Origin of the sequence: uncultured Amnibacterium sp., from assembly GCF_964245895.1 — a bacterium.
Taxonomy (GTDB): domain Bacteria; phylum Actinomycetota; class Actinomycetes; order Actinomycetales; family Microbacteriaceae; genus Amnibacterium.
In genome coordinates this window covers 1-22,959 of sequence record NZ_CAXTOQ010000028.1, presented here as the reverse complement: position 1 = coordinate 22,959, position 22,959 = coordinate 1, and the positions used below count along the sequence as shown (strand labels likewise).

The 22,959-nt window shown below is 73.4% G+C and carries 24 protein-coding genes; 12 read left to right on the top strand and 12 right to left on the bottom strand.

Annotation, left to right across the window (positions count from 1 at the left end):
- Positions 1-33: 33 nt before the first annotated feature.
- Both ACFE60_RS06305 and ACFE60_RS06300 read right to left on the bottom strand, forming a co-directional pair.
- On the bottom strand, positions 34-792 hold the full coding sequence (locus ACFE60_RS06305) for a sugar isomerase domain-containing protein (protein ID WP_375387995.1): 759 nt from the start codon (positions 790-792) through the stop codon (positions 34-36).
- Positions 789-1,805 carry a MurR/RpiR family transcriptional regulator gene (locus ACFE60_RS06300; RefSeq protein ID WP_375387994.1) on the bottom strand — a complete coding sequence of 339 codons (1,017 nt, stop codon included), beginning with the start codon at positions 1,803-1,805 and terminating at the stop codon, positions 789-791. Before ACFE60_RS06300 ends, ACFE60_RS06305 begins: the two co-directional genes overlap by 4 nt.
- A 92-nt stretch (positions 1,806-1,897) precedes the next feature.
- Between ACFE60_RS06300 and ACFE60_RS06295 the strand changes: the two genes are divergently transcribed.
- Both ACFE60_RS06295 and ACFE60_RS06290 read left to right on the top strand, forming a co-directional pair.
- Positions 1,898-2,902: an N-acetylglucosamine kinase gene (locus tag ACFE60_RS06295; RefSeq protein WP_375387993.1), complete on the top strand. Its 1,005-nt coding sequence runs from the start codon at positions 1,898-1,900 to the stop codon at positions 2,900-2,902.
- A gap of 26 nt (positions 2,903-2,928) precedes the next feature.
- Complete coding sequence (locus ACFE60_RS06290; protein ID WP_375387992.1) at positions 2,929-3,372, top strand: VOC family protein; 444 nt, start codon at positions 2,929-2,931, stop codon at positions 3,370-3,372.
- 10 nt (positions 3,373-3,382) lie between these two features.
- Here ACFE60_RS06290 and ACFE60_RS06285 read toward each other — a convergent pair whose 3' ends face one another.
- Positions 3,383-4,738 carry an HNH endonuclease gene (locus tag ACFE60_RS06285; protein WP_375387991.1) on the bottom strand — a complete coding sequence of 452 codons (1,356 nt, stop codon included), beginning with the start codon at positions 4,736-4,738 and terminating at the stop codon, positions 3,383-3,385.
- Between the two features lie 95 nt (positions 4,739-4,833).
- Between ACFE60_RS06285 and ACFE60_RS06280 the strand changes: the two genes are divergently transcribed.
- Positions 4,834-5,439, top strand: a complete 606-nt coding sequence (locus ACFE60_RS06280; protein ID WP_375387990.1) for a GNAT family N-acetyltransferase — start codon at positions 4,834-4,836, stop codon at positions 5,437-5,439.
- Between the two features lie 96 nt (positions 5,440-5,535).
- Here ACFE60_RS06280 and ACFE60_RS06275 read toward each other — a convergent pair whose 3' ends face one another.
- A complete protein-coding gene (locus ACFE60_RS06275; RefSeq protein WP_375387989.1) occupies positions 5,536-6,453 on the bottom strand; it encodes a hypothetical protein in 918 nt (305 codons plus the stop codon).
- 339 nt (positions 6,454-6,792) lie between these two features.
- Entirely contained in the window at positions 6,793-7,761 is a 969-nt protein-coding gene (locus ACFE60_RS06270) for an NAD-dependent epimerase/dehydratase family protein (RefSeq protein WP_375387988.1), read from the bottom strand.
- 188 nt (positions 7,762-7,949) lie between these two features.
- Between ACFE60_RS06270 and ACFE60_RS06265 the strand changes: the two genes are divergently transcribed.
- The 5 genes from ACFE60_RS06265 to ACFE60_RS06245 all read left to right on the top strand — a co-directional run bounded on the left by ACFE60_RS06265 (position 7,950) and on the right by ACFE60_RS06245 (position 12,422).
- Positions 7,950-8,468 (top strand): DUF2510 domain-containing protein, encoded by a 519-nt coding sequence (locus ACFE60_RS06265; protein WP_375387987.1) that lies wholly within the window; start codon positions 7,950-7,952, stop codon positions 8,466-8,468.
- 92 nt (positions 8,469-8,560) lie between these two features.
- A complete protein-coding gene (locus ACFE60_RS06260) occupies positions 8,561-9,862 on the top strand; it encodes an ABC transporter substrate-binding protein (protein WP_375387986.1) in 1,302 nt (433 codons plus the stop codon).
- The gene (locus tag ACFE60_RS06255; RefSeq protein ID WP_375387985.1) at positions 9,859-10,767 is read left to right on the top strand and encodes a carbohydrate ABC transporter permease; all 909 of its coding nucleotides are present in this window, start codon (positions 9,859-9,861) and stop codon (positions 10,765-10,767) included. Before ACFE60_RS06260 ends, ACFE60_RS06255 begins: the two co-directional genes overlap by 4 nt.
- On the top strand, positions 10,764-11,636 hold the full coding sequence (locus ACFE60_RS06250) for a carbohydrate ABC transporter permease (protein WP_375387984.1): 873 nt from the start codon (positions 10,764-10,766) through the stop codon (positions 11,634-11,636). The genes ACFE60_RS06255 and ACFE60_RS06250 overlap by 4 nt, the downstream gene beginning before the upstream one ends.
- 48 nt (positions 11,637-11,684) lie before the next feature.
- Positions 11,685-12,422, top strand: coding sequence for an MmpS family transport accessory protein (locus ACFE60_RS06245; protein ID WP_375387983.1), 738 nt, complete (start codon positions 11,685-11,687; stop codon positions 12,420-12,422).
- A gap of 1 nt (position 12,423) precedes the next feature.
- On the opposite strand, the gene ACFE60_RS06240 is transcribed toward ACFE60_RS06245, so the two are convergent.
- A complete protein-coding gene (locus tag ACFE60_RS06240; RefSeq protein WP_375387982.1) occupies positions 12,424-12,810 on the bottom strand; it encodes a VOC family protein in 387 nt (128 codons plus the stop codon).
- A gap of 71 nt (positions 12,811-12,881) precedes the next feature.
- The gene (locus ACFE60_RS06235) at positions 12,882-13,985 is read right to left on the bottom strand and encodes a hypothetical protein (RefSeq protein WP_375387981.1); all 1,104 of its coding nucleotides are present in this window, start codon (positions 13,983-13,985) and stop codon (positions 12,882-12,884) included.
- Between the two features lie 65 nt (positions 13,986-14,050).
- Here ACFE60_RS06235 and ACFE60_RS06230 point away from each other — a divergent pair, with 65 nt between their 5' ends.
- Together ACFE60_RS06230 and ACFE60_RS06225 are read left to right on the top strand one after the other, a co-directional pair.
- Positions 14,051-14,629, top strand: a complete 579-nt coding sequence (locus ACFE60_RS06230; RefSeq protein ID WP_375387980.1) for a TetR/AcrR family transcriptional regulator — start codon at positions 14,051-14,053, stop codon at positions 14,627-14,629.
- A gap of 67 nt (positions 14,630-14,696) precedes the next feature.
- Entirely contained in the window at positions 14,697-15,596 is a 900-nt protein-coding gene (locus tag ACFE60_RS06225; RefSeq protein ID WP_375387979.1) for a LysR family transcriptional regulator, read from the top strand.
- Positions 15,597-15,599: 3 nt separating this feature from the next.
- On the opposite strand, the gene hisD is transcribed toward ACFE60_RS06225, so the two are convergent.
- Positions 15,600-16,931: a histidinol dehydrogenase gene (gene hisD, locus ACFE60_RS06220; protein ID WP_375387978.1), complete on the bottom strand. Its 1,332-nt coding sequence runs from the start codon at positions 16,929-16,931 to the stop codon at positions 15,600-15,602.
- A gap of 194 nt (positions 16,932-17,125) precedes the next feature.
- On the opposite strand from hisD, the gene ACFE60_RS06215 reads away from it, so the two are divergent.
- Together ACFE60_RS06215 and ACFE60_RS06210 are read left to right on the top strand one after the other, a co-directional pair.
- Positions 17,126-18,568, top strand: a complete 1,443-nt coding sequence (locus tag ACFE60_RS06215; RefSeq protein WP_375387977.1) for an APC family permease — start codon at positions 17,126-17,128, stop codon at positions 18,566-18,568.
- On the top strand, positions 18,565-19,389 hold the full coding sequence (locus ACFE60_RS06210; protein ID WP_375387976.1) for a nitrilase-related carbon-nitrogen hydrolase: 825 nt from the start codon (positions 18,565-18,567) through the stop codon (positions 19,387-19,389). Before ACFE60_RS06215 ends, ACFE60_RS06210 begins: the two co-directional genes overlap by 4 nt.
- On the opposite strand, the gene ACFE60_RS06205 is transcribed toward ACFE60_RS06210, so the two are convergent.
- The 4 genes from ACFE60_RS06205 to ACFE60_RS06190 form a co-directional block, all read right to left on the bottom strand.
- Complete coding sequence (locus ACFE60_RS06205) at positions 19,379-20,452, bottom strand: alkene reductase (RefSeq protein ID WP_375387975.1); 1,074 nt, start codon at positions 20,450-20,452, stop codon at positions 19,379-19,381. The two genes, ACFE60_RS06210 and ACFE60_RS06205, sit on opposite strands and share 11 nt — an antisense overlap.
- A gap of 150 nt (positions 20,453-20,602) precedes the next feature.
- Positions 20,603-21,316: an anti-sigma factor gene (locus ACFE60_RS06200; protein WP_375387974.1), complete on the bottom strand. Its 714-nt coding sequence runs from the start codon at positions 21,314-21,316 to the stop codon at positions 20,603-20,605.
- On the bottom strand, positions 21,303-21,848 hold the full coding sequence (locus ACFE60_RS06195) for an RNA polymerase sigma factor (protein WP_375387973.1): 546 nt from the start codon (positions 21,846-21,848) through the stop codon (positions 21,303-21,305). Before ACFE60_RS06195 ends, ACFE60_RS06200 begins: the two co-directional genes overlap by 14 nt.
- 134 nt (positions 21,849-21,982) lie before the next feature.
- Positions 21,983-22,669 carry a DUF4397 domain-containing protein gene (locus ACFE60_RS06190; RefSeq protein WP_375387972.1) on the bottom strand — a complete coding sequence of 229 codons (687 nt, stop codon included), beginning with the start codon at positions 22,667-22,669 and terminating at the stop codon, positions 21,983-21,985.
- Positions 22,670-22,959: the final 290 nt, after the last annotated feature.

Here is a 22,959-nt window from a genome sequence, read left to right as displayed (position 1 = left end):
TTCTTCGTTCTCTGGGCTGGTGGCGTCGGGAGGTCAGGCGGTCCGGTCGATCCCGTAGCGCAGCTCGAGCTCGATGTTGTGCTCGTCGCCGCCCGGGATGTTCGCGGACAGGTACAGGGGGGCCGCCTCGCCGGCGGACACGAACCGCTCGGTGACGCCCAGGGTCAGCACCTGGGCGATGAAGGCGGCGGTGATGGAGGACACGGCGCCGGCGGGCACGTCGGCGCCGATCGACACGGCGGCGTCGCCGTAGGGGGCGAGGTTGTCGATCACGACGTCGGCGACGTCCTTCAGCCGCTGCCCGCTCGGGTGCTTCGGCTCGACCTGCATCGTGTGGTCGAGCGACGTCACCGCGATGAGCGGGTTCCCGTTCCGCTTGACGGCCAGCGCGAAGCCGACGATCGAGCCGTTCACCCCGGAGTTGGAGGCGATCAGCACGACGTCCTCCGGCCCGATCCGCGCCAGCTCGAACAGCCGCTCGGCGACGGCCGGGTCGCGTTCCAGCTTGCCGCCCTGCAGGTCGGCGACGGGCATGCCGCCGAGCAGCGACAGGTCGCGCAGGGAGATCTTCTTCGACGGGATCAGCCCGCCTGCACGGCCGGCGATCTCCATCGCGAACGCCTCCGAGTGGCCCGTCCCGAACGCGTACGCGACGCCGCCCGCCTTGATGCCCTCGGTGAGCAGGTCGACCGCGGCGTCGTACTCGCCCGCGGCGGCGCGCTCCTCCAGGGTCGCGAGGCGGGTCCGCACCTCGGCGGCGAAGTCGTGGACGACGGTGGCGAAGTCGGTCATGCGGGGTTCCTCTGCGTGGTCCGGAGCGCGGGCCGGCGGTCCGCGCTGGTCGGGGCGGGCTCGTCGGGAGCCGTGAGCCGCACGGACACGCCGCCGGCCCGATGCGGGCTGACGGCGAGCGCGGAGGCGGCGAGGTGGCGGCTGGCGCGGCCGAAGTCGATCTGGGCGGTGAGCACGTAGAGCAGGTCGCTGACGTAGACCTGGCTGTAGTAGGCCGCGAGGTCGTCGGGCTGCAGGAACTGCTCGAACGCCGACGTCTGCACGACCAGCTCCGCCTGCTCCGCGAGCGGCGACGCGGGGTCGTTCGTGATCGCGACGGTCATCGCGCCCGCGCGGCCCGCCTCCCGCAGCATCTGCACGGTCTCGGCGGTGCGCCCGGTGTGCGAGTAGCCGATCGCCACGCAGTCCTCGTCCTGCACGACCGCGCTGGTGAGGCCGGCGTGCACCTCCGACCAGACGTTGCAGATGACGCCGATGCGGTACAGCCGGGTCGCCAGCGCCTCGGCCGCGAGGGCGCTGCTGCCGACGCCGTAGAGGTCGACGTGCCGGCTGCGGGTCAGCGCCGTCGCGAGCCGGCGCAGGAGCGCGAGGTCGAGCGACTCGGCCGTCTGCTGCATGCTGCGGATCGCGCCGGCGAGCAGCGTGCTGCGCACGTCCTCAGCGGTGTCGTCCGGCCCGAACGCGCGGGCGATGTCGGCGACCCTGGACGGCAGCGCGGAGGTGCGGCCCAGCTCGGTGGCGACGCTCATGCGCAGCGCGACGTAGCCGGCGTAGCCGATCTGGCGGCAGAACCGGGTGACGGTGGCGGCGGAGGTGGCGGCGCGGTCGGCGAGCTCGCCGATGGAGAGGTCGACCACCAGCCGCGGGTCGTCGAGCACGACCCGCGCGACCCGCAGGGTCGCCTCCGGCAGGTCGTCCCACCGGGCGAGGATGCGGTTGCGCACCGCGGTCGCGTGCCCGCGCTCGTCCGCCGAGTCGTCCTCCGCGTCCGGCGTCGCGTCCGGTCCGAGCATGGTGAGAATCCGTTTCTCTCCTAAGCCTCATCTGCGAGATCTCGTTTCACCATAGGCTCCTTCCGTGTCGCTCATGTTTCGGATGCGTAACGATGCGTGAGTTCGTCGCGGTCGACGCCGGAGGCACCTCGACGCGCGCCGTCGTCGTGGACGAGGAGGGGCGCTGCCGCGGCTACGGGCGGTCCACGAGCGGCAACCCGACCTCGGCCGGGGCCGGTCCGGCCGCGGCCGCCGTCGGCGCCGCGATCGAGCAGGCGCTCGCTGCCGCGGCCGTCGATCCGACCGGCGTCGAGGCCGTGCTCGTCGCCCACGCCGGCGGGCACGCCGACTACGAGGCGGGCATCGCGCAGCGGCTGAGCCGGCTCGGCGTGGGCGGCGTGCTCGCCCGCGTCGGCGATCTGGCCGCCCTGTTCGCCTCCGGCACGCACGAGCAGGACGGCGCGGCGATGCTGGCGGGAACGGGCGCGATCGGGGGCGCGATCCGCGGCGGGGCGCTCGTCCGGACCGTCGACGGCACGGGCTGGCTGCTCGGCGACTCCGGCTCGGGGTTCTGGATCGGGCACCGCGTGGCCCGCGCCGTGGTCGATGCCCTCGACGGCGGCCCCTCGACGGCGCTCACCTCCGCGCTGCTCGCCACGCTGGGGGTCCTGGACGACCACGACTACGACGCGGGCCGTCCTCGCGCGCTCGACGCGCTGATGCACGGGCTGTTCGCGCTGCGGCCGGTGGAGCTGTCGCGGTTCGCCCCGCTCGCGTTCGCCCTCGTCGGGCAGGACGCCGTCGCCGACGGCATCGTGCGGGACGGCGTCGACCTGATGACATCGCTGCTCCTCCGCGTGCGCGCGATCCAGTCGGAGGGTCCGCTCGTCTTCGGCGGCTCGGTGCTGGTCGAGGGCTACCTGCGTCTGGACGCGCACGTCGTGCGCCCCCTGCTCGACGCCGCGGGCGCCTCCACCCCGATCCCGGTCGCCGACGGCCTGGTCGGCGCGGCGGTGCTGGCGCTGCGCGCGGGCGGGGTCGCGATCGATGCGCCGTTGTTCGCACGCCTCGCGGGCTCGATCCGCGAAGCGGCCGGCGCCTGGCGCGCGCCGGTCTGAGCCGCCGCCGCACCTACCCTCGCGGCATGGCCGTGCAGCGCATGCATCACGTGGGCGTCGTCGTCGAGGACCTGGAGGCCACGCGCGACTTCTTCGTCGCGATCGGTCTCGAGCTCGAGGGCGAGTGGGTCGCGGAAGGTGACTGGGTCGGCAGGGTGATCGGCCTCGAGGGCGTGCGATCCCGCTGCGCGATGCTGCGTACCCGCGATGGCGGCTCCCGGCTGGAGCTCTCGGAGTTCGAGTCGCCCGCCGGGCAGACGGGATCGCCCGCTGCCCCGTCCCATGCGCCCGGGCTGCGCCACCTCGCGTTCCCGGTCGACGACCTGGCGGCCACGCTCGAGATCGTTCGCGAACTCGGCTACGACACGATCGGCTCGGTCGAGCGTTCCGATCCGTACGTGCTCTGCTACGTCCGCGGCCCGGAGGGCCTGCTTGTCGAGCTCGCGGAGGAGACCGCCGACCAGCGCTGAGGGGTTCTCGTCAGAAGGGCGCGTCCTCCGGGAGGTCCCTGCGGGTACGGACCTTCAGCGCCGGCTTGACGATGCGGCGGCCGCCCCACGTGTTCAGCCACTCCACCGAGCCGTCGTCGCGCATGCGAACGGCGACGGTGCCGTTGTCCTTGTCCTGATGGCTTCGGCGGCACAGCAGCTGGAGGTTGTCGTGGCGGGTCCGGCCGTCGTGCTCGTAGCGGACGATGTGATCGATGTCCGCCCGGTGGCCGGGGAGGCCGCAGTCGTCGCCGGTGCAGGAGGGGGTCCTGGCGTGCAGCAGCTTCTTCAGCCCGGACGGGATGTGCCGATCGTGGCTGTCGATGCCGAGCACCGCGTCATCGATCGGGTCGACCAGGACCCGGGTCCAGGTCCGCGTGTGCGCGACGAGGGCGCGGGCGGTCTCGGCATCGAGGGACCCCATCCCCGCGAGCGTCGCGGGGGCGTTCGACGCGCCCGTCGCGGTGGTTGCGGGAACGATGACGAGGATCTCGGCGCGCACCGCCTTCCGCCCCGGGCGGCTGTCGGCGCCGATCCGCTCACCCGGGTAGGACGGACCTTCGGCCCGCTCGCTCGGCGTCGGCGCGGTGCCCGCGGCGACGGCGGCCCCGTTCAGGATCAGATCGATCGCGTCGTCCGCCATCAGCACGCTCAGCGCTCGGCACTCGCCCTCCCGCCCGTGCGCGGCGATGCCGCGCTGCCGCAGCGCGTCGTACGCGACCGCGATGTCGACCGCGGTGCCGTGGATCTCCAGCACCCCGCCGCCGTCGCCCTCGGGGCGGGCGGTGACGTGGCGCCGGTTCGCCCTCCGCTCCGCGCGTTCGATCGCGGCCTCCGGCGCGAGCTCGTCCCGCAGCTTCTCGAGATCCCGGTCGACGACCGTCTCCCGCTGCTCCTGCACGAGCGCTGCCGCTGCCTGATCGAACACGGGCAGGCAGGCCGCCGGCAGGCCGATCGACTGGTCCGCGGCGGCGCCGACGACCCGCTCCGAGGCGAGGCCCGCCAGGAACACCGCCCACGTCGCCGGAAGCCGGTCGCGCAGGATCCGAGCGTGCTCCAACCGGACCTCGACGTCCTGCCGCGTCAGATGCAGGGTGGAGGCCTGATGCGCGAGGAACGACCGCACCACCGGATCGTCGAGACGCACGTCCCGGCCGGCGATCGCCGCCTCCTCGAGCAGCATCGCGTCGAAGCCGGCGAGCATCACCTGCGCCCGAAGAGCTGCCGCGAGATGCTCCGCCCGAGCCGCGTTCGCCAGCGCACCGGTGAACAGGTCCTCCCGCGCATCGAGCCCGGCGTAGGGATTCTCGGAGGGGGGAGGCGGATCGACGTCGCGTGCTGGTTGCATGCCTGCATCCCACCATGGGCCACCGACAGAGATTCGAACACACGTTCGACGCGCGCATGACCTGCTCTCGGAGCGCGCTCCCCTACGCTGCGGCAGTGGCCCCCTCCATCCGCGTGCCCCGGTTCTCGGATGTCGCGGCGGTGTACCGCGTGTGCTTCGAGACCGGGCCCGATGTGCGGGACCGCGCGTCGCGCCGGCCGACTCCGGAGCTGATCGGGCACGTGTACGCGGGGCCGTACCTCGCGTTCGCGCCGGAGTGGTGCCGTGTCGTCGTCGACCGGCAGGGCGTCGCGGGCTACCTGCTGGCGGTGCCGTCGACGGCCGCGTTCGAGTCGTGGGCGGAGGCGGAGTGGTGGCCGCCCCTCCGCGCGGACACCCCGGCCGACGCCCCCGACCTCTCCCCCGCCGACCAAGCCGTCGCCCGGCTCCTGGCGGCGCCGCCCCTGTCGCCGCCCGAGGTCGTCGCCGAGCACCCGGCGCACCTGCACGTCGACCTGCTCGAGCGCGTCCGCGGGCAGGGGTTCGCGCGAACGATGATCGAGGACCTCTGCGCTCGGCTGGCCGCGGAGGGCGTGCCTGGCGTGCATCTGGGCGTGAGCCCGGGCAACGCGAACGCGGTCGGCCTCTACGCCCATCTCGGCCTCGAGGAGCTGTCCCGCGGCGACGGCGTCATCTGGATGGGCCGGCGTCTCGCGGCGTGAGCGCCCGGAGAGGCCTGCGCCGTCGTCGAGATCGACTCCCGCAGGAGGCAGCACTCGGGGCCCCCGCGTCAGCGCGAGGGCCCCGGGCGGTCCTGCCTACTGGGCGCGGACGTTGCTGAACTTGAACAGGAAGTTCGGGTCCGCAGCGTTGAACGTCTTGGTGAGGTTCGTCGTCTCCAGGCAGGAGTCGTCCGATGCGACGAACGAGCCGGAGAACACGACCTCGTCGCCCTCCTCGAGGTCCGTCAGGCGATCGTAGAAGCTCGCGGACTGCGGGATCAGCGTGTCGTCGAAGACGTCCGAGAGCGAGTTGTTCCAGGTCTCGACGACGATCGTCGGCGCGATCTCGATCTCGATGTACCCGTCGCCGTCGCCGGTGGCACCGATGTCGTGGATCGTGCCGACCCAGCTCTTCACCTTGGATCCGGCCGCGGCGCAGGCATCCGAGTCGCGGTTCTTCAAGACCTTGGCGCCCTTGAGCTCGTTGTCGGTCGCGTCGTAGTCGTGCGCGGCGCGCTCAACGATCGACACGAACCGCTTCTCCGAGCGGACGTAGCCGCCGTACCTCGCGCCGGGCGCCTCCGGCGCTGCCTCGACGTCGGCGTCCTCCTCGTCGGCCGCCTCGGCCGGCGCGGCGGTGGGCTCCTGCGTCGCCGGGGAGGCAGCCGGGGGCGCGGCCACGGCTTCGGGGGCGAGGGTGGCGTTCGCGGACACGGCGGAGGCGCCACTCGCGAGGCCGATGATCGCGACGATCGTCGTGATCAGCCCCGTCAGGGCGGCGATGGCGCCGAGCGCGAGACCACCGATCGCCGGACCCCGGCCGAGCGGACGCCGCAGAGCAAGCACGGCGAGGAGGACGGCGGTCGCGCCGGCGAGCAGTCCGGCGAACGGAGCCAGTCCGATGAGGAAGGCGACGATGCCGACGATGAGCGCAGCCAGCGCGAGGCCGTTCCTCGACCGCGCGGGTCGATTCGGCTCGGTGGTGTGCGGGGGCGGAACGACAGGGGAGGTCATGTTCATCCTTGTTTCAGAAATGGAGGCAAGGAGGACCGGAAAATGGTTCGGAAGCCCTCGACGGGAGGCCGCCCACCCCCATTTCGGGTGCCCTCGGTTCTACCGGGCCGACGGCTTTCGGCGAGGATACAGCCGCTCAGGATCTTCCGAGCGGGCGGCTCCCCGCCCCGCACCGCGTTCTCACCGGACGGGCTCGGAAAGGTCTGGGGAGGAGGGCAGGCGCGCCGACGACCAGCCGCAGTGACGCTGCGGGCCCGACTCGACCGAAGCGGGCAGGTGCGAGGACGGGACGCCGCTCAGCGCGGGGGCGCGACCACGCCGGAGGTGGAGCGGCCGCGGTCAAGCGAGCGGCGGGACGCCGACGTCGCCGTGCGCCGCCAGCCACTCGACCGCCTCCCGCGCCGCCTCGAGGGAGGTCGCGCGCGGCACGTAGCCGAGGTGCTGCTGCGCCGCTGCGATCGAGCAGGACGAGCTGCGGCCGATGTGCTCGAGCGTCGCGGCGGCGTGCTCCTGCGACGTGCTCGCGGCGAAGACGTCCCAGGGCGCGAGCTCGACGACCGCCTCCCGGCCCCACCAGGCGGCCGCCGCCTCCGCGAACCCGCGGAGGGTCACCGCGCGCTCGGAGACGACGTGGAAGGCCCGCCCCGTCGCCGCATCCTGCCGCTCGATCGCGAGCTGGAACGCCTGCGCGACGTCGTCGGCGTGCACGTGGTGCAGGGTCTCGAGGCCGAGATGCGGGAGCACGACCCGCTCGCCGGTCGCGAGGCGGCGCCAGACCGCCGGGTCGAGGTTGCCGGCCGGGCCGATCACGGGCCAGCCCGGCCCGCTGATGTGCCCGGGGTGCAGGATCGTCGCGGCGACGCCGTCCGGACGACTCGCCTCCGCCAGCACGAGCCGCTCGATCGCCTTCTTGCCGACGCCGTACTCGCCCCACGGCTGCCCGGCCTCGTGCTCGAGGACCGGTACCGCGACGGCGACGCCGTGCGCCCAGATCGTGCCGCACATCGCGAGGAACGTCGGCGAGCCGCGGAGTGCCGCGAACAGCTTGCCCGCGGACTCGGGGCTGAAGCACACCATGTCGATCACCGCGTCCGCCCCGAGGCCGCGGATGCGCGGGCCGAACGTGCCCGCCGCGTCCTCCGCGTCCCGGTCGGCGACGAGGCGCTCGACCCGCGACCACGCCGGGTCCTCGTGGTACGGCGCCCGCGTCCCCCGGCTGATGGCGACCACGTCGTGACCCGCCTCCACGAGGCGGGGTACGAGGTACCCGCCGGTGTGACCCGTTGCTCCGATGACGACGACGCGCATGCCCCCATCGTGCTCCCCGGCGCTGAGCGGCCCGTGTTCCGGAGTCGAGCGCGACAGCAGGACAGAACGCCGTCAGCAGGACACAGCGGCGCGATTTCTCCTGCCGAAGCCGTTCTGTCCTGCCGAAGCCCTCGCCCACAGGAGCGGGCGGCGGCGGAGAATGTCCGCACCGACCCCGAGGAGGCCGCGTGCCGAGTGCAGGAGACCAGCCCGGCTGGATGCCGGATCCGGAGCAGCCCGGCATGCTGCGGTGGTGGAACGGCCTCGGCTGGTCCGACGCCAGGAAGGCGCCGGACGAGGCGACGCAGCGCGCGGTCACCGCGGCGCGGGAGGCGGTGCAGAGCAGCACCGTGACGCCCCAGCAGGTGGCGAGGATCACGGCCGCGAAGAAGGTGACGGAGGTGGTGCCCGGCGCGGTCGGCACCGCCGCGCGCACGGCCGGTGCGGTGAACGGCGCGGCCTCGGGCGCGGTGGCGCTCGGCATCGCCGGCCTGATCTTCGGGCTCTGGGGCGTGGTGTCGCTGGTCGGCCTGATCGTGTCGCTCCGCGGCCTGGCGCGCAGCCGACGCCTCGCCCGCGACGGCGCGAAGCGGACCGGCTTCGTTGGGTCCCTCGTCGGCCTGATCCTGAACGTGATCGGCGTCATCCGCTGGTTCCCCCTCCTCGCCGAGCTGCCGGACGCGCTGCAGAGCTTCCTGAACAGCTGACTCACGCGCGCGCGCCCCCGTCCGCTGGGCACACACCTCGCATCCCGAGCGAAGAGGCTCCCGGCGGAGGTCGCCCCATCAGGATTCGGGCCGTGCACCTGACCCGACGCCAGCTCCTCGGCTCCTCCGGCATCGCCGCCGCTCCCCTGCTGCTCGCCGGCTGCGGGTTCGTGCCCTCCGCAGCGAAGAGGACCTCGAGCACCGGCACGCTCAGCTTCACCACCTGGGGCACCGACGCCGAGCTCGCCGGGTTCAGGAAGGCGATCGCCGGCTTCGAGAAGGCGAACCCGGGCTCGAAGGTCGACCTGAACGCGGTGCCGTACGAGCAGATGTTCTCGAACATCGACGCGCAGCTGCAGGCGGGCAACCCGCCCGACGTCTTCCGCGTGCCGTACTACACGTTCGGCGCCTACGCCGGGCAGGGGCAGCTGCTCGACCTGTCGAAGCACCTCCCCTCCGGCTTCGCCGACCGCTTCACCCCGCAGGCGTGGGCGGCGGTGCAGAACGGGGGCAAGCCCTTCGGCGTCCCGCACCACACCGACACCTCCGCGATCCTCTACAACAAGCAGGCGCTCGACGACGCGGGCGTGACCGACATCCCGACCCGGCTGGACGACGCGTGGACCTGGCAGCAGTTCCGCGCCGTCGCCCAGCGGCTGCGGAGGGCGCAGCCGGACGCGAAGTACCCGTTCGGCGTGAACTGGCAGGGCAACGGGGTCACCCGCTGGCTCAGCTGGCTGTTCCAGTCCGACGGCCGCTTCCTGACCGAGGACCTGTCCGCCGCCGCGATCGACTCGAACGCCGGCCGCGCCGCGGTCGACTTCACGAAGTCGTTCTTCCCCGACCGGCTGGTGCCGCCGAACGACAGCGTGAAGTCCTCCACCTACGCCGCCGACAGCTGGTACAACCAGACGACCGCGATGGTCTTCTCCGGCGCCTTCGCGATCCCGGACGCGACCGACGCGCTGAAGTTCGAGTGGGGCGCCACCTTCGCCCCGCGGAACACCCGCGCCGGCAGCGACTTCGGCGGCAACGCCCTGGTCGCGACGAAGGCCGCGGAGGGCAAGGCCGAGCTGATCGCCGCCTTCTTCGCGCACGTGACGGAGGAGGAGCAGATGCGCGACTTCTGCGCGAACGCCTCGCTGCTGCCCACCCGGGCCGACCTGGTCAAGGACGGCATCGAGTTCGCCGTGCGGCCGGAGCTGTCGCCCGTCTTCGTCGGCCAGGCGTCCGCGGTGCAGGCGAGCGACTCCGGCCAGGTCGCGTCGCCGAAGATGTCGGCGATCATCACCGTGCTGCAGGACGAGCTGGAGCGCGCCTTCGTCGGCGGCCGGGGCACCGCCGCCACGATCGCGGCGCTGAAGACGGGCATCGACAAGGCGGTCACGGCTTGACCGCAGCGGTCGGGGTGTCGCGGAGGCGGACCCGGTACCGCGGCGGCGAGTCCCGGGTCGCGCTCCTCTTCATCGCGCCGAACCTGCTGCTGCTCGGGCTGTTCGTCCTCCTGCCGCTCGCCCAGTCGGTCGGCCTCAGCCTCGAGCGCACCAACGGCTTCGGCGCGGGCGCCTTCGTCGGCCTGGACAACTACGCGCGGCTCGCGGGCGACCCGCTGTTCTGGCGGTCGCTCGGGAACACCCTGCTGTTCACGCTGCTGACGACGCCGCTGTCGATGGGGCTCGGGCTCGGCGCCGCGCTGCTGCTGAACGGCGCGCTGCCGGCCCGCGGCGTGTTCCGGTCGATCCTGATCCTGCCGATGTCGGTCTCCGGCGTCGCGACCGCCCTGATCGGGCTGCTGCTGTTCGACGAGAACTCCGGCCTGCTGAACGAGCTGCTCCGCTTCGCGGGCCTGCCCGCCGTGAGCTGGCAGTCGGGCGGGGTCGCGGCGTTCGCCTCCGTCGTGCTCGTCACCCTGTGGTGGCGGGTCGGGTTCAACATGCTGATCTACCTGGCCGGGCTGCAGGGCCTCTCGACCGAGCTGCAGGAGGCGGCTCGACTCGACGGCGCGGCCGGCTGGCAGCGCCTCCGGTACCTCACCGTGCCGCTGCTCGGCCCCCAGTCCTTCTTCCTGCTCGTCATCAACGTCATCTACTCGTTCCAGGTCTTCGACATCGTCTTCGTGCTGACCGGAGGCGGTCCGCAGGACGCGACGAGCGTGCTCGTCACGTACGCCTACCAGAACGGCTTCGTCACCCGCGACCAGGGCTACGCGGCGGCGATCGGCGTCGTCCTGCTGCTGCTCGCGCTCGTCTTCACCGCGATCCGCTGGCGGACCAGCCGCACGAGGGACCTCACCGAATGACGGCCGAGACGCTCCCCCGGGCCTCCGCGACCGCCGCCGCGCCCCGAGGGCGCCGCAACCGGGCCGCCGTGGTCGCCCGCACACTCGCGGCGGTGCTGGTGGCGATCATCACGCTGTTCCCGCTCTACTGGATGGTCGTCGTCGCCCTGTCGACCAGGTCCGACCTGCTGGGCGGGTCGCTGCGCGTGATCCCGACGTCGATCACCTTCGCGAACTTCGAGAAGGTGCTGACCGGCTTCCCGGTCTGGACCTGGTTCGGCAACTCGGTGTCGATCGCGGTGACCGTCGCGGTCCTGACGGTCGCGGTGAACCTCCTCGCCGGCTACGCCTTCGCGCACCTGCGGTTCCGCGGCTCCTCCGCGCTGTTCCTCGTGGCGCTCGGCACGCTGACCCTGCCGGTGCAGACGATCATGGTGTCGCTGTTCCGCCTGGTCACCGGCCTCGGACTGTACGGCAGCTACTGGGCGGTGATCCTGCCGACCGCGGCCAGCGCCTTCGGCCTGTTCCTGGCGCGGCAGTTCCTGCTCGGCATCCCGCGGGAGCTGCTCGAGGCCGCCCGCATCGACGGCGCGAGCCACCTCCGGGTGTTCCGCAGCGTCGTGCTGCCGCTGTCGCGGCCCCTGATCGCGGTGCTGTTCTTCATGAGCCTGCTGTCGTCGTGGAACGACTTCGCCTGGCCGCTGATCGCGCTGAAGGAGAACGCGCTGTTCACGCTGCCGATCGGCCTGCTCTACCTGCAGAGCGAGAACGGCCCCGACTACGGCAGCACGATGGCGTTCGCGCTGATCGACGTCGCCCCGATGGTGCTGCTGTTCCTCGTGTTCCAGCGCTTCTTCGTGCAGGGCTTCGCACGGAGCGGGATCCGCTGACGCGGACGGGGCATGGCCCTCGGACGCCGCGTCCGCCACCATGTCGGGATGACGACGCCTCCGCCGGTCGAGCCGCAGCCCCAGCCGCCGACCGCAGGCGGCCGCGGCGTCGGCGCGCTGATCGTCTCGATCGTGGCGCTCGTGCTCGCGCTGATCCCGTTCGCCTCCTACGTCGCGGGCTTCGTGGCGATCGCCGCGGTGATCCTCGGCGTGGTCGCGGTGCGGCGGGCCGCTCGCAAGGGCGTCCCGATCACCGCGATCGTGCTCGGCGCGGTCGCGCTGGTGCTCGCGATCGTGATGTCGATCGTCTACACGGTCGTCCTCTTCCTGATCCCCGCCGCGATCGAGCGCCTGCCGACGAAGCTGCCGTCGGGCTTCCCCACCGACTTCCCGACGAGCCTCCCGAGCGACTTCCCCACGGACCTCCCGACGGACCTCCCCACGGACCTCCCCTCGGTGCGCGACCTCTCGACGGCACCGGAGTCCGGGTCCGGCGGCAGCGTCGTCTTCCGGGTCACCGGCGACGGCCGCGCGCAGACGATCAACTACACGGTCGCGGACTCCGAGCTGGCGGGCAACGCGACCCTGAGCGGCGCCGACCTGCCGTGGAGGAGGTCGGTGGGCATCGGCAGCGGCACCAGCTACTCGGCCTACGCCGTCATCGCGCAGAGCGCCGACGGCGGCGACATCGCGTGCTCGATCTCGGTGAACGGGAAGGTCGTCGCGAAGCGGTCGGCGACGGGGCGGTTCGCGGTCGTGACCTGCACCGCCTCCCAGGCGGGGTAGGTCAGAAGGCGTCGCCGGTGCGCCACGCCATCTCCTGCAGCAGCAGGCCGTTGCCGTCCGGATCGGCGACGGAGGCGTAGCGCACGCCGCCCCCGACCTCGACGACCTCGCCGACCCGGACCCCTCGCGCGACCAGCTCGGCCCGCGCGCCCTCGATGTCCGCGACGACCAGGTGCAGGTTCTGCACCGAACCCGGCTCGCCGTCGTAGGCGCCGAGGCCCGACCCGAACCCGAGGGAGCAGGCGGACCCCGGAGGCGTCACCTGCACGACCCGCATCCCGGGCCCCGGCTGCACGTCGACGTCGGCGTGGAAGCCGAGCGCGTCGACGTAGAACGCCTTCGCGCGGTCCACGTCGGCGACCGGGACGATCACGAGCTCGAGCTTCATGTCCATGCGTTCCTCCAGGGGTCTCGAGAGCACGACGCCGTCGATCCTGCACCGAGGACACCCGGAAGGCGTCAGGCCCCCGCGGGCTCCAGCTCGCTCGCCGGTAGCGCCGCCGGCGAGCGGTCGCGGAAGTGCCCGGCGATGGTCAGCACGAAGCCGGCGAGGGTCCACACGCCGAGCACCAGCCACTGCTTCGACACGTCCGCGTCCGGGAAGTACGACAGCGATCGGACGAGGCTGGAGGCGGCACCCGGCACGAACCACTGCCCGACCTCGCCCCACGGCGCGGCGATGAACTGGTAGGGCAGGGTCGCGCCGGAGATCGGGTTGCCGATCAGCAGGCTGATGACGGCGCCCACCCCGATGCCCGGTGACCCGAGCAGCGCGTTGCACCCGGACACGATCGCCGCGGTGGCGGCCATCGCGAGCCCGAACGCGGCGGCGTTCAGCACCGGGTCGCGCTGCAGGATCCCGAGCCAGGTCTGCAGCACGAGCACGACGATGCCGCCCGCGGCGACGCCGTAGACCAGCAGCGCGACGATCCGCCGCATCGGTCCGACGACGAGGAAGGACACGAGCACGCCGCCGAGCATCCCGCCGAGCACGAGCGGGAACCCGGCGGCGGCCAAGCCGGCCCCGGTGGCGTCGCGGCTCGACAGCGCCACCACGTCCGTCACCTTCACCGCGGGCACGGTGCCGGTCGCGGCCGGGGTGGGAGCGCCCGCTGCCGCGGAGGACGCGGCCGTCGCGACGATCGCCTGCTGCAGCCCCGCGATCGCGCGTGCGGAGACCTGGGCCTGCAGCTGCGTCGCCACGCCCCGCAGCACCTGGTTGGACGCGGTCGACGCCGCGGAGGAGGTGAGCACCTCCGGCTCGTCCCCCAGCAGGATCGCCCCGTACAGCCTCCGCTCCCGGATCTGCCGCACCGCGTCCGCCCGGGTCGAGACGGTCGCGAACGCGAAGGGATCGGTCTCCTGCTTCGCGATCGCCGCCTTCAGCGCATCGACCTGGGCGGTCGGCCCGGACAGACCGACGGGCAGGTCGCGGGCCTTCGCGGTCGCCGCCGGCCACACGAAGGCGAGCACGACGATGCCGACGACGAGAGCTCCGGCGATGCCGAACAGCACCGTGAAGCGCCACCTCGTGCGTGGGCGGACGGGGACGGGGACGGACATGGGCGGCTCCTTCAGAGAACGATCGCTCTGTTGTACACCTGAAGAGAACAGTTATTCTCGATTTCATGCCGAAGGTGTCCGATGCGCACCGGCGCGCCCGCCGCGACGAGATCGCCGAAGCAGCGCTCCGCGTGCTGCGGCGGAACGGGGTGGCGAACACCTCCATCGCCCAGATCGTCGAGGAGTCGGGGCTCTCGGCCGGGGCGATCTACGCGAACTTCGAGAACAAGGCGGAGCTCGCGCGCTACATCGCGCAGTCGCTGTTCGACTGGCGGCTGCAGCGCGTCACGGAGCCGCAGGAGGCGGTCCGCTCCCCCGCAGAGGTCGTCCGGCTGCTCCTGTCGACGACGACGGAGGCCGCTCCGCCGGTCGCGGTGGTCCTGCAGTTCTGGGGCGAGGCCGCCCGCGACGACGAGCTGCGGGCCGTGCTGACCGAGAAGGTGACGCGGCTGCGGGAGGCCTTCGCGCAGGCCGTGCTGCCGTGGGCGCGGCAGCGCGACCCCGCTGACGCCGAGGCGCTCGCCGCGCGGACCGCCATCGCGATGGTCGTGCTGTGCCAGGGCTTCCTGACCAACCGGGCCCTGCTCGGCTGGACCACCGCGGAGGACCACCTCGACGCGGTGGAGGTGATGTTCCGGAGCTGACTCCACCCCGGCCCCCGAGGAGCTGCGGATCCGCGAAGCGGCCGGGAGCGCCGATAGCCTCGCCACCGTGTTCAGCCTGGTGCAGCTCCGCGTCTTCGCGACCGCTGCCCGGGTCGGGTCGTTCACCGCGGCGGCGATGGAGCTGCACATGGCGCAGCCGTCCGTCAGCGAGTTCGTCCGCCGGCTCGAGGACGAGTACGGCACCCGCCTGTTCGTCCGGGGCGGCCGGCGGCTCGTGCTGACGGAGGCGGGCGAGACCCTGCTGCCGGTCGCGGTGAAGGTGACGACGTCCGCCGACGAGGCCGACCGGACCCTGCGGGCGATCACCTCCCTCGAGGGCGGCACCGCCTCCTTCGGCCTGCTGCGGAACGCCAAGTACTACCGGCTGGAGGAGCTGCTGGCGCAGTTCCACGAGCGCTACCCCTCCGTGCGGCTGCGGATCGTCGGCCTCAACTCGGTGGAGGTCGCGGGCGCCGTCGCCGACGGGGAGCTGGAGGCGGGCCTTGTCGTGCTGCCGATCGACGCGGACGGCCTCACGGTCACGCCGCTGCGCCGCGACGAGGTGCTGTACGCCTCCGCCGACCCCGCGCGCGCCCTGCACCCGCCGACGATCGAGGACCTCGCCGCCCGCAAGCTGGTGCTGTACGACGCCCACTACGGCTGGCGCGACCCGACCAGGCGGCAGGTGCTCGAGCGGGCCTCGCTGGCCGGGGTGCACCTCGACGCGATGGTGGAGGTGGAGCAGGTCGAGTCCGCGCTCACCCTCGTCGCGGCCGGCGTCGGCGACACCTTCGTGTCCCGCGCGGTCGCGGAGAGCGGCGCCTGCCCGCCGCAGGTGCGCTTCGTCCCGTTCGCCGAGCCGCTGCACGACACGATCGCGCTCGTGCAGCGCGACGGCGCGACCCTCTCGCCCGCGACCGCCGAGCTCGTCCGCCTCGCGCTCGCCCTGCTGCAGCGCACCGCCTGAGCGCTACCGAGCCTCGACCTCCTCGAGGGCGGCGAGCCGGATCGTCGCGGTCGCCTCGTGCGCGGCCATCCCCTCCGACGCGGAGATCACCCTCACCGCGTCCGCGACCTCGTGCGTCGCCGCCTTCGCGACCCGCTGGTAGGTGAGCGGCTTCAGGAACCGGGCGACGGACAGGCCGGCGCTGTGCTTCGCGCCGCCGGCGGTCGGCAGCACGTGGTTCGTGCCGGCCATCCCCTTGTCCGAGTACGCGACCGTGCTCCACGCGCCCAGGAACAGCGAGCCGTAGTTGGTGAGGCGGCCGTGGTACCAGTCGTCGTCGGCGGTGATGACCTCGAGGTGCTCGGGCGCGAGGTCGTCCATCAGGGTCGCGGCGACCTCCCGGTCGTCGGCGACGACCACCGACCCGAAGTCGCGCCACGCGGGCCCGGCGACCCACTCGGTGGCGAGCGACTCCAGCTGCCGGTCGACCGCGGCGACGACAGCCCGCGCGAGGGCGGCGGAGGTGGTGACGAGCGCCGCGGGCGACTGCGGCCCGTGCTCCGCCTGGCCGAGCAGGTCCGCGGCGACGACCTCGGGGTCGGCGGTGTCGTCGGCGAGCACCGCGACCTCGCTGGGGCCGGCGAGCAGGTCGATCGCGACCCGGCCGAACAGCTGCCGCTTCGCCTCCGCGACGTACGCGTTCCCCGCGCCGACCAGCATGTCGATCGGCCCGTCGCCGACGAGCCCGAACGCCATCGCGGCGAGCGCCTGCACCCCGCCGAGCACGAACACGCGGTCGACGCCCGAGCACGCCGCGGCGTACAGCACCGCGTCGTTCGCCCGGCCGTCCGGCTGCGGCGGCGTGCACGCGACGACCTCCGGCACCCCGGCGGCCTTCGCGACGCCGACGGTCATGAACGCGGAGGCGGTCAGCGGGAAGCGCCCGGCCGGCAGGTAGGCGCCGACGCGACCGACCGGCACGTACCGGACCCCGGTGACGAGGCCGGGCACCGGCTCGGTGGCGAAGTCGACGAGGTGCGCCCTGCTCGCCTCGGCGAACGCCCGGGTGCGGCTCGCGCCCAGCTCGATCGCCGCCCGCAGGTCGGCGGGGAGGCGGTCGCCGCTCGACGCGATCGTCGCCGCGTCGAGCTCGACGTCGCCCCCCTCCCACCGGTCCAGCTGCCGCGCGTGCTCGAGCACCGCGGTCATCCCGCAGCGCTCGATGTCCTGCAGCATCGCCGTGACGGTCGCCGCGACCGCCGGGTCCTGCTGCGCCGCGACGGCGTCGACGCCTGGGGCCTTCACGACGCGGAAGCGGCCGTCGAGGGCTGACAGGACACGGGGGGTGGAGCGCATCCCTCCACCATGGGCATCCCGCGGCGGCGACGGTAGAGCCGATCCCCAGCGCGACCCATAGCCCGCACCTTGTGCACGGGAGCCGCCCAAGGCTGCGCCTATGGCTGGTGTCGTCGGTTGCCGCTTGTCCACCGTCGGCGGGCGTCGGTACGGTCGCCCGGTCCAGCCCCCTGCCCGGCGACGGAAGGCCCTCGATGACCACGACGAAGACCCCCGGCGGCACGGAGACGCTGCATCGCGAGCTGAAGGTGACGGACGCGGCCGCCTTCTCCATCGGCCTCATCGGGCCGGTCTGTGTGATGGCGCTGCTCGGCGTCGGCGCCGCCGGCATCCTGGGCCGCGGCGCCACCTACGCCTTCGTGTTCGCGCTCGTGGCCGTGTCGCTCGTCGCGTACGGCTTCGTGAAGCTGTCCCGGCACATCGCCCACACCGGCTCGGTGTACGCGACCGTCGGCATCACGCTCGGCCCGCGCGCCGGGTTCGTCGCCGGCTGGGCGCTGTTCCTCGCGTACTTCACGATCGGCGCCGGGTCGACGATCGAGATCGGGCTGTTCCTGGAGCAGCTGCTGCAGGACCTCGGCATCGCCTTCGCGCCCGACTGGCTCGTCGTCGCGGTCATCGCCCTCGCGGTGGTGCTGGTCGTCAGCCGCAGCCAGGTGCACGTCATCACCCGCGTGCTGCTGACCGCGGAGCTGATCGGCGCCGCGCTCGTCACGATCCTGAACCTGGTCGTGCTCGTCCGGCTCGGCACCGGCACGGCGCCGGGCGGCCGCGGGCTCAGCCTCGACTTCCTGCAGCTGCCCGCCGGCACGGACATCAACACGATCGGCGCCGCCGCGGTGTTCGGCTTCCTCGCGTTCGCCGGCTTCGAGGGCGCCGCGACGCTCGGCGAGGAGAGCAGCAACCCGAAGCGGGACATCCCGAAGGCCCTCAAGATCGCGGTCGCGATCGTCGGCGTCTTCTACCTGCTCTCGATCGTCGCCCAGACCCTCGGCTACGGCACCTCCGACGCCGACGTCAAGCGGTTCACCTCCGCCGCGGCGCCCTACGGCGACCTCGGCCGCGCGTTCGTCGGTCCGTGGCTCGCGGACCTGCTCACCGTGTTCGCGATCGTCAGCCTGTTCGCGATCTCGATCGGCACGCTCTCCGGCGCCTCCCGGGTGCTGTTCGCCCTCGGCCGCGGCGCGGGCCTCACGCACGGCGTCGCCGAGGTGTCGAAGACCGGAGCTCCGACCACGGCCCTGCTGGTCAGCGGCGGCCTCGCGGCGCTCTGCATGGTGATCGAGCGCCTGACCGGTGCGGCCGTGCTCGACGCGACGTACTGGGTGCTCACGATCGGCACGATCGGCCTGCTCGTCGCGTACGTCCTGGCGACGCTCGGCGCGATCCGGTTCCTGTTCTTCGGCGGCCGCACGAGCACGCCGAGGTGGCAGATCGTCGTGCCGATCCTCGCGATCGTGCTGCTCGGCTACACGCTGTACCGGAACGCCGTCGGCCTCGAGGCGCCCTACAGCTGGTTCCCGTACCTCGTCGGCGTCTGGCTGGTCATCGGGATCGCGATCTCGTTCCGGCCGGGGCTGAAGCAGCAGGTCGCGGCCGACCTCTCCTCCTCCGACCCGAAGGCGATCGTCCCGTGACGCGCATCGCCGCCGTGCAGCTGGCCCCGGTCGTCGGCGACCTGGCCGGCAACCTCGACCGGGCGGTCGCGGCCGTCGAGCAGTCCGTCGCCGGGGGCGCGGCGGTCGTCGTGCTGCCGGAGCTGGCGACGTCCGGCTACGTGTTCGAGACGCCGGAGGAGGCCCGCGTGCTCGCCCTCCGGCCGGACGGCCCGGCCCTCGCCCGGTTCGCGGCGGCGGCCGGCGGCGCGACCGTGGTCGTCGGCTTCGCGGAGCTGGCCGACGACGGCGTCTACAACAGCGCCGCGCTGCTCGACGCCTCCGGCGTCCGCGCGGTCTACCGCAAGGTGCACCTCTGGGACCGGGAGAAGCACTTCTTCGCCCCCGGGAACGCCCGCCCGCCGGTCGTCGAGACGCCGGTCGGCCGCATCGGCGTGCTGATCTGCTTCGACCTGGAGTTCCCGGAGTGGACCCGCATCGCGGCGCTCGCCGGCGCGGACCTGCTGGCCGTGCCGACCAACTGGCCGCTCGGCCCGACGCCCGAGGGCGAGCGCCCGGCGGAGGTGCAGATCGCGATCGCGACCGCCCGCATGAACAAGATAGCGATCGCGTGCGCCGACCGCGCCGGGCGCGAGCGCGGCGTGGACTGGACGGCGGGCACCTCCGTCGTGGACGCGTTCGGCGCGCTCGTCGCGCAGGCCGGGCCCGGCACGGGCACCGCCTGGGCGGACCTCGACCTGCTCGACTCGCGCGACAAGCGGCAGGCCGAGCTGGTCGACCTGCTCGCCGACCGCCGGCCGGACCTCTACGGCCCGCTCACGGCGGCGGCGGTCAGGCGCTGAGCCGCGGGTAGTCCGTGTAGCCCTCCGCGCCGGGCGAGTAGAACAGGTCCGGCCGCGGCGCGTTCTCCGGGGCGTCGGCGCGCCAGCGCTCGACCAGGTCCGGGTTCGCGATGATCGCGCGCCCGACGGCGACCGCGTCGGCGTGCGCGTCGTCGATCAGCGCGAGCGCCTCCTCCCGCGTCGTCACGGAGCCGAACCCGCTGTTCGCGATCAGGTGACCGCCGAACCGCTCGCGCAGGTCCTGCACCAGCACGCCGGCCGGGTCGGCGTGCAGCACGCTCAGGTAGGCGAGCCCGAGGGGCCGGAGGCCGTCGAGCAGCGCCTCGTAGGTCGCCAGGGTCTCGGCCTCGTCGGTCTCGAAGACGTCCTGCGCCTGGTTCGCGGGCGACAGGCGGATCCCCACGCGGCCGGCGCCGACCTCCGCCGCGACCGCCTCCGCGACCTCGATCACGAAGCGCGCGCGGTTCGCCGGCGAGCCGCCGTACGCGTCCGTGCGCACGTTCGACACGGGCGACAGGAACTGGTGCAGCAGGTAGCCGTTCGCCCCGTGCAGCTCGACGCCGTCGGCACCGGCGCGGATCGCGCGGCGGGCGGCCTCGACGAACTCGTCCCGGACGACGGCCAGCTCCGCCTCGGTCAGCGCGTGCGGCACCGCGTGCGGGTGCTTGCCGTGCTGCGTGCGGACCTCGCCGTCGATCGGGACAGCGCTCGGCGCGACGGTGCGGCCGGTGCCGGAGAGGTCCGGGTGCGAGACGCGGCCCGAGTGCATCAGCTGCAGCACGATCCGGCCGCCGTCGCCGTGGACCGCCTCGGCGACCTGGCTCCAGCCCGCCTCCTGCTCGTCGGTGACGATGCCCGGCTGGCCGAAGTACCCGCGCGACTCGGCGCCCGGGTACACGCCCTCGCTGATGATGAGGCCGACGGAGGCGCGCTGCGCGTAGTGCACGGCCATCAAGGGCGTGGGCACGCCCGCCGCGCCGGCGCGGGTGCGGGTCAGCGGCGCCATCACGACGCGGTTCTTCAGGTGCAGGTCGCCGAGCTCGATCGGGCTGAACAGGTCCACAGGGTTCCTTCCGGTTCGCGGATCCGGATGGGATGCGCGACACGCCGGCGCCGGAGGCGCGCGGGCGGGGTGTCGCCGGATCGATCCGGATCCGCGAGTGCTCAACGGGAGGACCTGCGGAACATTCCCGGGCCCGACGATCGCTCAGGCTCAGGACTCGAGCGCGCCCCGCACGATCGAGTCGCCCGAGTGCGCCGGGTTGCCGTCCCGCGGCTCGTCGGAGACGTCGACGAGCCGGAACCGGTCCAGGTCCAGCCCGGCCGGCACGACGAAGGTCCCGCTCGTCCCGGTCAGCATCCCCAGGCTGACGAGGCGCTTCGCGCCGGTGGTCATCAACCAGACCTCGTGATCGGTCGCGCCGTCCGGGCGCACGTCGGTGCGCACCTCGACGACGCGGCGCCCGTCCGCGAGGCGCTCGAGCACGGCGGTGCCGCTGCTGCCCGCCCACCCGGGGAAGGCGTCGAGGGTGGCCGTCGCGAGCTGCTGCGGCTGGCTCCTGGCGGTCAGCAGCCCCACCGCGACGCCGCCGACGACCACCACCGCGGCGACGGCCGCCAGCACGGCCGCGGCCCTGCGGCCGAGTCGCCGGCGCCGGAGGGGGACGACCGGGCGAGCGCCGCCCGCGACCGGGCCGTCGACGAGCCCCGGGTCCAGCCCGAGCTCGTCGGCGATCCCGGCCCAGACGGCCGGACCGGGCGTGTCGAGCGCCCCGCCGCCGGCGCGGGAGAGCGAGACGGGGCGCGCGTACCGCGCCACCTCCGCACGGCAGTCGGCGCAGCCCGCGAGGTGCAGCCGGTCGCCGGCCGACGGGGCGTCCTCGCCGAGCCCGAGCAGCGCGAGCAGCTCCGGGTCAAGGTGCGTCATCGCGCACCTCCAGGCGGTGGCGCATGCGCTCGAGGCTGCGCCGGATCAGGCTCTTGACGGTGCCGAGCGGCATGCCGAGCCGCTCGCCGATCTGCTGGTGCGTGAGGCCGTCGTAGAACGCGAGCCGGACCACCTGCTGCGCCTGCGGCGCCAGCCGGGCCAGCTCGTCCTCGACGAGGAGGCGGTCGGCCAGCTCGACGACCGGCGCGGCGGGCTCGCCGTCGCCCTCCTCCGGCATGGGCACGGTGAGGACCTTGGACCGCGCCGCGTAGGCGTCGGCGATCTGGTGCCGCGTGATGCCGACCAGCCAGGCCGAAAGCGTTGCGCGACCCGGGTCGAAGGTCTCCCGGCCCCGCCAGGCGGCGATGTAGACGCGCTGGGCGACGTCCTCCGCGTCCTGCACCTGGCCGAGCGCGCGGAGCGCGAGCGTGTACACGAGCGACCCCCACCTCCGGTACGCGGTCGCGAGCGCGTTCGGGTCGCCGGCACGGAACGCGATGCCGAGGGCCGTGGCCTCGTCGGCATCGTGCATCGGTCCGTCCTCGATCGCGCTGATGCGGAACGGTACCGTGCGAGCGGAGAACGGCGGGCCGCATCCCTGCCCGAGATGCGGCCCGCCGACGGTCACGGGGCGGGAGCGGACGACCGCCCGCTCCCGCCGTCGTCTCAGCGGTTGGTCTTGACGGTCTGCACCGCGACGGTCAGGTTGCCCTGCGCCGCGCTGCCCCACGCGTAGACGATCGTGTCGGTGTTCGCCTTCACGGGCACGTCGGCCGGGCCGATGACCGGAGCCGTGGTGCCGGCGAGCGCCACCGCGACCTTGTAGGTGCCGACCGGCAGGTTCGCCTTCGACTGGTGCGGGTTCTGCAGGCTCTTCATCGCGGCCGCGCCGTTCACGAGGATGTCGACCGCCGGGGCTGCGGCGTCGTGCCGCACGATGACCCGACCCTCGCCCTTGGGCGTCTTCTTCAGGGTGTTCAGGTACAGCGACGCGGTCGGCTTGCCGTCCGCGGTGAGGTGCGCCACGGCGGTGTAGTTCCGGTGCGCGACCAGCTTGAGCTTGGCCGGGCCGATCACGGGGGCCTTGTCGTTCTTCGCCGTCGCCGCGGTGATGGTGACGGTGTAGGTGCCGGCCGGGACGGTCAGCGGGCCCGCGAGGGTGCCGGGCTTGAAGTCGTTCAGCACCCGCTTGTGGTTCAGGTAGACGTCGACGGGCGTGTTCGGCACGGCGTGCAGGACGGACAGCTTCGTCGTCGGTGCGGGGTGAGCCGCCGGGGCCGCCTGGGCGGGGGCGGCCAGGCCGACGGTGAGCAGCGCGGCGGCGGCGATGCCGCTGATCAGTGCTTTGCGCAAGGCACGACTCCTTCTGGGTTCGCGTGGGCCGGATCGACCCATCACCACCACTACGGACGGATTCGGGCCCTCGGATGCGCGAAAACCTGGCAGTTCGCTGACAGTGATCTCCTGGCGCGGATGGAGCGGGGCGGGGGCAGAGTGGGCGGGTGGCCGCACCGAGGGAGTCCGTGGAGGCGGACGCGCGCCTCGACGACCTGCGCCGGCGGCTGTACCGCGCGGACGCGACCGACGCGGACGTGCGGCGGTACCTCGACGAGGGCGGGTCGCCGGACGACGATCCGCCGGCG

Coding starts and splice junctions, on each gene's coding strand:
- ACFE60_RS06305 (WP_375387995.1), bottom strand. CDS start 792: ATGACCGACTTCGCCACCGTCGTCCACGACTTCGCCGCCGAGGTGCGG.
- ACFE60_RS06300 (WP_375387994.1), bottom strand. CDS start 1,805: ATGCTCGGACCGGACGCGACGCCGGACGCGGAGGACGACTCGGCGGAC.
- ACFE60_RS06295 (WP_375387993.1), top strand. CDS start 1,898: ATGCGTGAGTTCGTCGCGGTCGACGCCGGAGGCACCTCGACGCGCGCC.
- ACFE60_RS06290 (WP_375387992.1), top strand. CDS start 2,929: ATGGCCGTGCAGCGCATGCATCACGTGGGCGTCGTCGTCGAGGACCTG.
- ACFE60_RS06285 (WP_375387991.1), bottom strand. CDS start 4,738: ATGCAACCAGCACGCGACGTCGATCCGCCTCCCCCCTCCGAGAATCCC.
- ACFE60_RS06275 (WP_375387989.1), bottom strand. CDS start 6,453: ATGACCTCCCCTGTCGTTCCGCCCCCGCACACCACCGAGCCGAATCGA.
- ACFE60_RS06270 (WP_375387988.1), bottom strand. CDS start 7,761: ATGCGCGTCGTCGTCATCGGAGCAACGGGTCACACCGGCGGGTACCTC.
- ACFE60_RS06250 (WP_375387984.1), top strand. CDS start 10,764: ATGACGGCCGAGACGCTCCCCCGGGCCTCCGCGACCGCCGCCGCGCCC.
- ACFE60_RS06245 (WP_375387983.1), top strand. CDS start 11,685: ATGACGACGCCTCCGCCGGTCGAGCCGCAGCCCCAGCCGCCGACCGCA.
- ACFE60_RS06240 (WP_375387982.1), bottom strand. CDS start 12,810: ATGAAGCTCGAGCTCGTGATCGTCCCGGTCGCCGACGTGGACCGCGCG.
- ACFE60_RS06235 (WP_375387981.1), bottom strand. CDS start 13,985: ATGTCCGTCCCCGTCCCCGTCCGCCCACGCACGAGGTGGCGCTTCACG.
- ACFE60_RS06230 (WP_375387980.1), top strand. CDS start 14,051: ATGCCGAAGGTGTCCGATGCGCACCGGCGCGCCCGCCGCGACGAGATC.
- hisD (WP_375387978.1), bottom strand. CDS start 16,931: ATGCGCTCCACCCCCCGTGTCCTGTCAGCCCTCGACGGCCGCTTCCGC.
- ACFE60_RS06215 (WP_375387977.1), top strand. CDS start 17,126: ATGACCACGACGAAGACCCCCGGCGGCACGGAGACGCTGCATCGCGAG.
- ACFE60_RS06200 (WP_375387974.1), bottom strand. CDS start 21,316: ATGACGCACCTTGACCCGGAGCTGCTCGCGCTGCTCGGGCTCGGCGAG.
- ACFE60_RS06195 (WP_375387973.1), bottom strand. CDS start 21,848: ATGCACGATGCCGACGAGGCCACGGCCCTCGGCATCGCGTTCCGTGCC.